At 59.1% G+C, this 11,231-nt stretch carries 9 protein-coding genes; 7 read left to right on the top strand and 2 right to left on the bottom strand.

Annotated features, from left to right (window positions below; genetic code table 11):
- Positions 1–22: 22 nt before the first annotated feature.
- A complete protein-coding gene (locus BW950_RS09765) occupies positions 23–505 on the bottom strand; it encodes a DUF4168 domain-containing protein (RefSeq protein WP_076489121.1) in 483 nt (160 codons plus the stop codon).
- A 169-nt stretch (positions 506–674) separates the two neighbouring features.
- Here BW950_RS09765 and BW950_RS09760 point away from each other — a divergent pair, with 169 nt between their 5' ends.
- From BW950_RS09760 to BW950_RS09745, 4 genes are all read left to right on the top strand, one after another.
- Positions 675–1,601, top strand: a complete 927-nt coding sequence (locus BW950_RS09760) for an RHS repeat domain-containing protein (protein WP_076489120.1) — start codon at positions 675–677, stop codon at positions 1,599–1,601.
- Positions 1,602–1,604: 3 nt separating this feature from the next.
- Positions 1,605–2,294 (top strand): response regulator transcription factor, encoded by a 690-nt coding sequence (locus BW950_RS09755; RefSeq protein WP_076489119.1) that lies wholly within the window; start codon positions 1,605–1,607, stop codon positions 2,292–2,294.
- Between the two features lie 31 nt (positions 2,295–2,325).
- Positions 2,326–3,759, top strand: a complete 1,434-nt coding sequence (locus BW950_RS09750) for a sensor histidine kinase (RefSeq protein ID WP_076489118.1) — start codon at positions 2,326–2,328, stop codon at positions 3,757–3,759.
- 84 nt (positions 3,760–3,843) lie between these two features.
- Positions 3,844–6,093 (top strand): methyl-accepting chemotaxis protein, encoded by a 2,250-nt coding sequence (locus BW950_RS09745; RefSeq protein ID WP_094336518.1) that lies wholly within the window; start codon positions 3,844–3,846, stop codon positions 6,091–6,093.
- Between the two features lie 135 nt (positions 6,094–6,228).
- On the opposite strand, the gene BW950_RS09740 is transcribed toward BW950_RS09745, so the two are convergent.
- Positions 6,229–7,536, bottom strand: a complete 1,308-nt coding sequence (locus BW950_RS09740) for a hypothetical protein (protein WP_076489116.1) — start codon at positions 7,534–7,536, stop codon at positions 6,229–6,231.
- A 258-nt stretch (positions 7,537–7,794) separates the two neighbouring features.
- On the opposite strand from BW950_RS09740, the gene BW950_RS09735 reads away from it, so the two are divergent.
- The 3 genes from BW950_RS09735 (at position 7,795) to BW950_RS09725 (ending at position 11,191) form a co-directional block, all read left to right on the top strand.
- The gene (locus tag BW950_RS09735) at positions 7,795–9,171 is read left to right on the top strand and encodes a sensor domain-containing diguanylate cyclase (protein WP_076489115.1); all 1,377 of its coding nucleotides are present in this window, start codon (positions 7,795–7,797) and stop codon (positions 9,169–9,171) included.
- A gap of 95 nt (positions 9,172–9,266) precedes the next feature.
- Positions 9,267–10,559: a sensor histidine kinase gene (locus BW950_RS09730; protein ID WP_076489114.1), complete on the top strand. Its 1,293-nt coding sequence runs from the start codon at positions 9,267–9,269 to the stop codon at positions 10,557–10,559.
- A complete protein-coding gene (locus BW950_RS09725) occupies positions 10,556–11,191 on the top strand; it encodes a response regulator transcription factor (RefSeq protein ID WP_076489113.1) in 636 nt (211 codons plus the stop codon). The genes BW950_RS09730 and BW950_RS09725 overlap by 4 nt, the downstream gene beginning before the upstream one ends.
- Positions 11,192–11,231 lie beyond the last annotated feature (40 nt).

The raw sequence follows: 11,231 nt of genomic DNA, 5'->3' as shown, positions 1-11,231 counted from the left end.
CTCTCCCGGAGGATCCACAAGGTTAGTTCATCGATCCCTGCACGCGCTCCCACAGCTGTTCATCCTGCTGGATCGCCATGACGATCGCGTTAAAACGTTCCACATCCAGCCCCTGCTCTTCCACGATTGACGCCATCTGCATCTGCAGATCCTGCTGGACGGCGGACAACTCCTGCACAATGGCGCTGTAGCTTTCGACTTCTCCCTCCGAGGCATCACCCGGAACGTCGCCGGTGGTATTCACTGAATCATGAATCTCGCCAAACCGCTCCTCTCCCAGAGAAGAACCACCCACGATGCGCTGCATATCCTGCTGAATCTCTTCCTGGGCACCCTGTATTCCCTGGAGAGCCTGGGCAAATTGCTCAATTTCGGCACCGCTCACATCAGCAGCTGGAGCAGGCTGTTCTGTCTGGGCACTAATGCCCCCGACAACTCCCAGGGCAAGAACCACCGTCAGGGCTGTAATAAGGGATTTCCCGGTCATCGCTCTCATACTTCTCATACTTCTCATACTTCTCATAATCTGAACTCCTTTCTAACTCGTTCGAGACATAACCTACCAGATCGCCTTCAAGGCCCCCGCCACAGCGTGTCAAGATTGCGTCAAGATGGAGAGCAAAAATCCGCGAACTGATGATACGAAGTGATCACACCTGTTAAGATACACCTCTATGAAGCTGACGATCGCGGTTCTTCTTATGCCGCTCCTCGCCTCTACCGCTGTCCAGGCGGGAAACTCCACCCCCCAGGACCCCCGATGGGAACCCCGGGGGCCGGTTCGGGAGGTTCTGGAATACACCAGTGAGGATGAGGAAGAGAGGCTGATCAACCAGTACCATTTTAACCGCCGGGGAAAGCTGAAAGAGCTTGTCCGTTACATTCCCAACCCCGACGAACCTGTAACCCAGACTTTCTCCTACAACGATCAGGGTTTGCTGGAACACTGGCTTGCCCGGGGCCCCTCGGGGCGCGTTCTCTGGGGATACCGCTATCGATACGACCAGGAAGGTACGCTCCTGCAGGAAACCGAATACGGTCAGGGAGAAACGATATCGGGCCAGCGGGTCTTTACCTCCCAACGCGAGGGTGAAACGGTCCGGGTAGAGGAATCAGCCTACGACTCCTCGGGAGAGGTCCTTTGGTGGATGCAACGGCTGCGAAGCACCGGGAATCCCGGAGAAGACTGGTCCCTCTACTATCCCGATGGACGAATCATAACCGAGGGCTCCCGTCTCTACGATTTGGAAGGCCGAATTATCCGCGAAGAGGAACGGGATACCACAACCCAGAGCAGCATCACCACCACCTACCGGTATAGCCAGGGGGATCAACCCACCCGCATCGAGGAAAGGAACCACGACGAGACCCTCCTGCGAAGGGAAGAGTTCCAGTACGACCAGTTCGGGAACCCCCTCCTGCACAGGATCAGCTCCGCCTCCGACGAGAGTCACACCACACGATACTACCAATACAACTACGATGATCACGGAAACTGGATCTCCAGAATCACCTGGAACGTCAGGACCAAGGAAAACCAGCTCAAGGCGGTGACCGAAACGCGCACAATCCGTCGATTCACCTATAGAGAGGAGGAGTAATCCATGGCTCACATCATCATCGTGGAAGACAACCAGAACATCCGGGAGGCTGTTTCGCAATATCTTCAGCTTGAAGGGCACCAGGTTCTCGAGTTCCCGGGGGTGACAGGGGTGGCGGAAGCGATCTCGTCCCGGTCGGTCGATCTGATCATTCTGGACATTATGCTCCCCGACGGAGACGGCTTTCTCCTGGCAAAACGCCTGCGAGCCCAAACATCGGCTCCCCTGCTCTTCCTCTCGGCGCGAGACGCTGAATCGGATCGGATCACGGGCTTTGAAATCGGAGCTGATGACTACGTTGTCAAACCCTTTTCCAACAAGGAGCTGGTTTTGCGCGTCCAGGCCCTTCTCCGGAGGGGCGGATCGCTTCCGGAGGAACAGGGAGAATCGGGCCGCTGGACCCATAACGGAATGACCCTGGAACTGAACCGGGAAACCCGGATCGCCCTGCTGGAAGGAGAACCTCTGGCCCTGACCACAGGCGAGTGGGAAATCATGTGGTACTGCGCCACCCGGGCACCCCGCGTTGTCTCCCGGGAATCGATCCTTTCGAACTGCCTGGGGCATCTTCACAACGGCTCCGAACGAACCGTGGACACCCATCTCTCAAATCTGCGAGGAAAACTGACAGATCCTGACTGGTTCGAGACGGTCCGAGGCTACGGCTACCGCTTTACAGGAGAACCCCGTTGAAGGAGAACTCCTTCGTGAGGAGAGCCCGCCCGTGAAAACACTCTTCGGCCGCACTTTTCTGGGCATGGCAGGGGCGCTTTTGCTTCTGAGCATTGTTCTGGGGGTGATCTTTATGATGGGCCTTCGCCGATCGGTGACCCTCTGGAACGTCAACAAAACCCGCCACCTCCAGAGCACCTTCTCCCGGGAAATCCTGCGCGTGGTCCGTGCAGAAGGAACACTTCAGGAAGAACGTCTCTCGCCGGCCCTGGGTCGATTCCTCACTCCCGGAGTTTCTCTGGTAATCCTGGACCCTCAGAGAGAACCGGTTTTTGTCTATCATCAGGGAGCACGGATCGATCCGGAGGATACAAGAAATCTGGACCCTCTTTTGTCGACCCTGGGAAAAACACGGAATCCTGCACTGGCCGTTTTTGATCAGGAACATCTGGTGGCCTATCTGTCCGTGGACACCCTGGGATTTCGAAGCGACCTCTCGAACCGGCAATTCATTAACTCCCTGGTTCTGACGGTGGCAGTGGCACTCCTGCTCTCCCTGGCGCTGGCCCTGGTGGGGGCAGGGTTGATTTCGAGGCATCTCACTGCCCAAGCCAGCAGACTCGCCACCGGACTGGGTGATCTGGCCTCGGGGAGCCGTCATGTCTCCTTTCCCCGGGAGGGCGCCCAGGAGCTTCGGGCCATAGCCGATGCAGCCCGAGCCTTGCAGGATCAACTCACCCAGGCAGAGCAGTTGCGCCGGCAGTGGATGCAAGATATTTCCCACGATCTCAGGACGCCTGTCTCCGCTCTGGCATCCCAGCTGGAGGGGATGATCGAGGGGGTGCTGGCACCGGCGCCGGAACGACTCCGGTCGCTTTTCAGCGAGGTGCACCGGGTGGAAGAGCTGGTTCGGGCTTTGCGGGAACTCAGCTGGGTGGAATCACCGGAGCTCTCCCTGGAGGAAGAACCAGTCCGTCTGGACCAGCTTGTCAACACCGCCACGGAGCGAATTGCCCACCGGAGAGAGAGGAACGATCTCTCCAATACTCCAGAGGGGGATACCCCACGGCACGATCTATGGACCCTCGATATACCCCCCGCTTTGTGCCGGGGAGACCGAAACCTTCTGCTTCGAGCACTGACAAACCTGCTGGAAAACGCACTGATTCACGGTGATCCACACAGGCCTGTGACGGCGCGAATCACCGAGACCCCTCGGGAAGTTCATCTTTGGGTAGAAAACAAGGGATGGATTCCCGAAAAGGACCGGGAGCACCTCTTCGACCGTCTCTATCGGGGCGATCGAAGCCGGTCGTCTCCCGGATCTGGCCTGGGCCTGGCCATCACCAGGGCCATCGTGGACCGCCACCAGGGAAGAATCACCATCAGCCAGCAGGAAGAGACCGTTGTGGCCCATCTTGTGCTCCCTCGGGCAACACCCCCGGAAGCAGGCTCCTCCCCGCCGGAATTTCCACAGGACCACTGAAAATAATAAAACAGCGCAGTTCCACAAATTAATGAATTTTTTAATTTGCACATTCGTCATTGTGGTGATAACATATTCTCACCTATGGCTATGGCAGTTTTTTTCGGGGGTCTGGCCCTTCTCCTGACGGGAGGGGCTCTTTGGATGCAGGGAGGAATGGCGGAACCGCTCCTGGCGGCGGCGGCGTTGCTGTTTCTGGGATACGCCCTGGTGCGGCAACGCCTCTTGCGGCGGGAACAGGCCGATCTGGTAACTCATATCAGGGAAGCCGTAACCGAATCGGCTCAACCGCTCTCGCGGCTGATTTGGGATGTGGCAAAGGGGAGACTCAACACCTCGCCACCACAAAAACCCCGGCGCTGGGAAACAGGGAAGCAAGGCCGGGGAGGTTGCGCCGTCGCCCGGGAGGCCTACAACGACCTGGTGGAACAACTGTCGGCCAGCACCGATGCGGCAACATCCCTCACGGCGGTCCCTATCAAACGCCTGATCTACACCGGCATTGACGATTTTGCCCACGGACAGCGGGCGGCACGTCTGATCGGCGAACTCTGCGGCGGCAAGGGACGCGTGGCCGTAGTGGCCGTAGACCACTCCACCAACTACTCTGTCCTGCGGGAACGGGGCTTTACCAGCACCCTGAACACGGAGTTTGCCGGGGTGGATCTTGGTCAGGTGATCTACAGCGGGCGCAATGCCGAGCGCGCCATCACGGGAATCTGCGAGGTCCTGCGCACGGATCCCTCCATTACCGCTGTATATCAGTTGGAAGAAGCCTCCACCGAGGCGGTCTTCAAGGCCATCCAGGAACAGTTTCCTCCAAACCGGACAATCCTGGTGGGCCACGGGCGCAGGAAGGATTTTCTCTCCTTTTTCGAGTCAGGACACCTCGACGCGACCCTCACACAGGACCCCTATCTCCAGGGCTTCAACCCCATGGTCCACATTTACAACCATCTGGTGAGCGGATGGAAACCGGAGACGCCTCGTCAGTTTATTGTCCCCAAAACACTGAATCAGGAAAACTACCGCGCCATGCTGGCAAACCCCATCGACAGGGAGGATCGCGCAGCCCTCTCCCCGAAGCGTCCCGACCGCCTTCTGAAAATCACCTATCTTCTCCCCAAGAACTACGACTTCTGGAATACCGTGGAGCTGGGAGCACAGGAAGCACAACAGGAACTGAAGAATCTGGGAGTACAGGTTACGGTGGCCCTCCCCGATGACCCTTCCAAACCCTACGACCTTGAGCAGTGGCACCGCATGATTCGCCGGGTGGCAAAAAATGGTGCCCACGGTCTGGTAGTTCCCGTTTTCTCCGACCAGCTGATCCCAACCATCAACGAGGCTGCCGATATGGGGGTTGTTGTGGCAACCTGCAACCAGGAACCGGCGTCGTTGAGGGAGATGATCTTCTCTATCCGGGACCAGGCCCGAATCGTTGGCTCTGCCGCCGAGGATCTCTCGGCTGGTGCTGACCGGTCAGGAAAGGTACTGAAACGGGTGGAAGCCGCAGCAACGAGCCTCAAAGAGCAGTCCCTGACGCAGGAACGGGCGAGTCACCGCATTACCGAAGCAAGCTCGGAACTCCGTTCTGCCCTGGAAGGGATGGCAGAAACACTCCCCGAGATGGTCTCCCGGGCAGAGCAAATCCGGGTAGCCTCCGAAGAGGGAGGAACAACCATTAACCAGGGAATCGCCGAGACCGACAAAACCGTCACGACCATCAGCAATACTGCCAGCGTTGTAGAGAAACTCGCCGGGCGCTCCCAGGATGTGTTGCAGTTGATCCAGGCAATCAAGGATATCGGCGATCGAACCCATATGCTTGCCATGAACGCCGCCATCGAATCTGCCCGGGCCGGCGAGGCTGGCCGGGGGTTTGCCGTAGTGGCCGACGAGATCCGCGCCCTCTCGGCCCAATCGTCCCAAACGAGCGACCGGATCGAAACCCACCTGGGAGAAGTGGTAGAGAATATCCGGGAGGTCTCTTCCACGGTAGACACCAGCGTCCAGTCGATCCAGCGAAACAGGGAAACCTCCAAACGGATGGAGGAGGTCTTTCAGTCAATTCTCTCCCAGATGGAGCACAACACCACCACCATCAACTCCGTTCGGCATCACCTGGAAACGGTGCGGGAGCAACTTCAGAAGGTAGATCTCTCGACGGAAGAGTTTGAAACAGGGTTGAAGAACCTGGTCACCGACATCCGGGAGGTAGAAGATGCCCAGAAGGAAATATCGCAGGCCATGGACGCCGTCTTTGCCTGCAGTCAGTCCCTGGCATCCTCCTCGTCGGCCCAGCAGACCATGTTGAGAAGTTTCGAGGTCTGATCCGGGTGGGCGGCCCCCCAGGTGAGCCCGGACCGTTGCGCTCCGCCGAGGCACCGTCCCGGGCTCCCGCCGCCCCGCTTCGCTATGTCCGGTTCTGCGCAGCAGGGCGATCTCCCGGCAGGATTCAATAGGACTTCAATAGGACAAGGTTATTCCTCCCCGGAGATACGAGAGGTTTTCCGACTCCAGAAAGATCCGTATCGCCTCGGCGGGACGAAATGCCAGCCCCGCCCCCCAGTGCGCGTCTTCGTCGTCCACATCGTAGGTTGCTGCCACGTGAACCGCTACAGCCTCCTGGATCACCCACCAAAAAGGATACCACCCCAGCCTCGCCTGGGCGTAATCGGTTCCTGCATAGAGGCTGTACCGCGTGTGGAGCAGTGCCGGGATGAGGATATCGGCCACCACAAAAGGACCGGCAAGCCAGGCCCCCTGCTCATCCCACTCTCGGTCCTTTGCCCCTCCCAGAGAAGCTCTTCCGAACCCTCCCAAACCGATGGTGGTGCTGGTAACAAGCCCGGCCCGGGACAAGACCTGGACCATGACCCGCCCCGTGAGTTCCACGGCCACGTCCGATTCCTCGGTATCGTAGATTCCCTGACCGTCCAGCCCGACCTGGAAAAGCCTTAGCATCGTCTTGTCAACCGAGAAATCTGCTGCCCGCTCGTCTTCCGACCCGGTATAAGCCAGGTTGATCTCGATCGCCCCGGGCAGGTACCCCGTGGGAAGCCTCCGCTCGCGGCTCATGAGGGAGTGATCCAGAAAGTCCCGGTACCGATCGGCCCGCATGCGCCGGTCAGCCAGGCGAACCTGATCCCGCATCTTGTCCAGCTCGATCTCTTTCTGGCGCTGCACAACCCGGGCCTCCTCGTCGCGCAGGGCCTGAAGTTGCCGTTCCCGCTCGGCCTCGCCCATCTCTGCCATGGTACGCGCCCACTCGGCCAGCTTCACTCGATATTCCTCGTGGGTTGCGCGTATTTTTGCGTACCAGATCCCGCTGGCGGGATGGCGCCAGGCCTCGGGTCGAATTCCCGATATTATCGCCTGGCTTCTCACCTCTGATTCTACCTTCTGCAAAAACTCGGAGCCCTCGCGAGTAGCAACTTCCCGATCGATAACCCGGGCATCCACTTCGGTGGAAAGATTTCCGGCAAAGTCCACGGCAGCTGCGGCCTCTGCCTGCGCACGGCTTTGAGCCTCCCCTACCCCGACGATAGACCCGGGATACTGGTCCTGAAGCTCCCGGAGCTTTCCTTCCTGAATAAGCTGCACCCAGGAGGGGGTATCCACCTCCTGGGGGATATCCCGGGAGACCTCCCGGGCCCCCTCTCCCACTTCAGACCCTTCGGCTGTTTCCGAAGATGATCGCTCGAAGATTCCCCCGGGGAAGACAAAGCCTCCGGCCACAAGAAAAATTATTCCCACCCATATACACCGTTTCACCAGACCCTCCTTATATCCTGCGCAGCACCCACAGGCCCCTGCGCAGCATCTCTTCATGCTGTGGTTGCGCAGTACTCCGCACACACCTTATGGCTGTAGCCGTTGCTCTCGGCCGGACAGCGACGGTATTCGCATTTCGCAGCCAGCAATCCGCAAACTTTGCATCCACCTTCTTATTTGTTGTACATTATTACGATGGAGTCAAATGACTTGAAAGCAAATGATCCAGGACACCGAAGCACCGGAACGGATTCTATCATGCTCTGTTCAACCGGCAGAAGTGCCGAGGCCAGAGAGCCTCTGCTGCAGCAAGCTGTGGACGCTGCAGACCACGGCATCTACATTACCGACTCTGAGGGAGTTCTGGAAATGGTGAACCCCGGATTCTGCCGCATCGCCGGCTATTCCCGGGAGGAGCTCCTCGGAAAAAACATATCAGTTCTCAAATCGGAAAAGATGGCCCTGGAGTATTACCAGCGGCTCTGGAAGACAATTCTGGCAGGGGAATCCTGGCAGGAGGAGATTATCAATCGCCGCAAGGACGGCACCCTCTACTGGGCCTTCCAGATCATAAACCCCGTCACAGACAAAGAGGGAAAAATAACTCACTACGTGGGGGTACAAAACGACATCACCGAAACGCGACGACTCCGAAAAGAACGCGATATAGCCCTGGGCGAACTCGACGCCATCTTTTCGAACACCCAGGACGCGATCTTTCTCGTCGATGTGGACCACGCTCCATCCCGGGAAGATACGCCCCGAAAAACAGATTCCCGGCCCCAGGCGGTATTCCGTTATCGCAAGCTCAACCCGGCCCACGAGGAACTGACGGGCTTTACCACCGAAGCGGTGCGAGGAAAATCACCGGAAGAACTCCTGCCCCCGGAAACGGCCCGGACAGTCTCGCGCTACTACCGAATCTGCCTTGAAGCAGGGGCACCCCTCACCTACGAGGAAACCCTGGCTCTTCCCGCGAGCACCCGGACCTGGCAAACCAAACTGGCCCCAATATACCGGGAGGGCAAAATCGTTCAGCTCGTGGGCGCCTCCCGGGACATTACCGAAGAAAAAACCCTTCAGGAGAAACTCCGGACTCTCTCCGAGCAGGATGCCCTCACGGGCATCGCCAACCGGCGAAAGATCCAGGAAGAACTCTCCCGGGAGATGACCCGGGCAATACGTTATACCAGTCCCCTGTCGGTCATTATGGCCGATCTGGATCACTTCAAGGCGGTAAACGACACCTTGGGCCACGATGCGGGAGATAGTGTCCTGAAAGCCGCCGCTTCGGCCATGGCCGAATCCCTCCGGCCCAGCGACCACCTTGGGAGGTGGGGCGGCGAGGAGTTCCTCATTGTTCTCCCCGAAACCGACTTGCCCAGCGCAACCACCCTGGCCGAGAGAATACGCCAGCACGTGGCCGGTCTTGCGATAATCCCTGATCACCCCGTAACGATGAGTCTGGGAGTCTCGACCCTGGAAGAACTCTGCACCCCGGAAGAACTCCAGTCTCATTCTGATTCCACTCACCTTCAGGCCCTCCAGGAGAAGCTCCTTCAGCGAGCTGACAGCCGCCTGTACCTGGCAAAGGAATCTGGCCGAAACCGGGTTCAGAACCGGGATGCCCCGTGAGGCGGCCCCCCGGGGATCAATCTTTTCTTGATGGCAATTTTCGCCGTTCACGGTTTTCGTTGACAGAATCAATCCGGTGGCTCTAGGCTACGGCTGTGCAGACCCAGCGAGTTCTCCTGAGCTTCACAATCCTTCTCCTCTACGTTGCGGCGATTCCTCTGTCGAACAGGGTGGGTGAAGGACTCCCGCCCCAATGGATTAACTATACCGTTCCATCGATCCTTCTCTGTTGCTCCCTGGTGATCCCCCAGGTAAAGCAGGAGATAGCCGAGGTAATCCGGCTGATCCTCCTGGGAATTCAACTCGCCCTCACCTACGTTATCCTCCAGCCCCTGGGAGATGCACTCCTGCTGGACGTGATCCTTCTCATGGCCGCAGCAATGTCGGTCGCTCTCTACGGATCGGTTCCCACGGCCCTCACCCTGGGAGCCCTCCTCCTTGCCACCCTTCTGTTCCGCAGCCGCCCCCCCAAGGTCTGGGACATGGCGGTTCAGCAGCCCCTGCCCCAGGATGTAGCCATGACAGCCGTCATCGTGGGCAGCGGCTTTCTCACCGCCTTTGCCGCTGCCCGGGGCGATACCCAGCGACGCAAGGTTCTGGCCGATGCCCGCTACCAGAACCAGACAATCCGCAAACTGGTAGAGGCCAACATGGAATACCAGCGCTATGCCCTGGACATCGAACAGAGCGCACGCCAGAAAGAGCGGGAGCGGATAACCCGGGAAGTTCACGATGCTGTGGGCTACGCCTTTACCAATCAACGCATGGTCCTGGAGGCAGCCATCGTGCTGATGGACCGAAACCGCGAGCAGGATCGGGACCGCCTGGCTTCGCTGGTACGCGATGCCGCCCGATCTCTGGCTGAAGGATATCAGGAGGTTCGCGCCGCGCTTCACCGCCTCCGCCGGGTCGAACGGGGACACCAGACCCTGGAGACACGCCTACTACACCTGACCCGGCATTTCTCTGCCGTTTCTGGGGTGACAATCACGCCCCGGATTCTCCTGGGCCAGGGCCAGATGCCCCCACCCCTGGAGGAGATCTTCTTCCGTTGCGCCCAGGAGGGCATCACCAACGCCTTCTGCCACGGCCAGGCCACAGAGGTAACGCTTATTCTCCGGGCCGACCGGGAGGGATTCTACCTCACCGTCCTGGACGACGGCAGGGGAAGCGGCGGCTCCATTCAGGAAGGAATTGGCCTGCGGGGAATGCGGGAACGCCTGGAACCCTGGGGAGGGACCCTCCAGACCAGCGCCATGGAACGGGGCTTTTCCCTCCAGGTATACCTCCCGCGACCCCCGGCACACCGGCCCCCGGCACACCGACCCCCGGCACACCGGCCCCTGCCAGAAACACCACCCGCCGCATCGGAGGGAACCCGGCCGTGAAAGTTCTTTTGGTGGACGATCAAAAACTCTTTGTAGACAGCATGAGGGCGATTCTGGAAACCCTCGATGAAGAACTGGAAATCGTCGGCACCGCATCGGACGGGCAGGAAGCGCTCCAGCAAGCCGACCTCCTCCGGCCGGAACTGATCCTGATGGATGTACGCATGCCCGTCCTGGACGGAGTGGAGGCAACGCGCCGCATCTTGCTGCGGCACCCCACCATCCGAATTATCATGCTCACCACTTTTGAAGACGATGAATATGTGCAAACAGCGATCTCCCACGGGGCGCGGGGGTATCTGCTGAAATCCATTTCCGCCACGGAACTGGTTACGGCCCTGAAGGCCGTGGCAGGCGGCATGGTCGCCATAGACCCCCACGTGGTCGCCGGGATGGTCAAATCCCCCCCTGCGCTACGGCCATCCCCTCCCCCCTGGATAGATGCCTTAAGCCGCCGGGAGAGGCAGATCCTGGGGCTTATCCTCCAGGGCTACCACAACCGGGAGATCGCCGAGACGATCCACGCGGCGGAGCAGACCGTCCGAAACTACGCAAGCCGCATCTACGACAAGATCGGTGCCGCTGACAGAGCAGAAGCGGCCCGGATAGCCCGGGAATCAGGACTCTTCTAGCCACAGTCGGTACAAATCGAGTACAGAACCGGTATCTCCG

Origin of the sequence: Alkalispirochaeta americana, assembly GCF_900156105.1 — a bacterium.
Lineage (GTDB): Bacteria > Spirochaetota > Spirochaetia > DSM-27196 > Alkalispirochaetaceae > Alkalispirochaeta > Alkalispirochaeta americana.
This window is presented reverse-complemented; position numbering and strand designations above follow the sequence as displayed.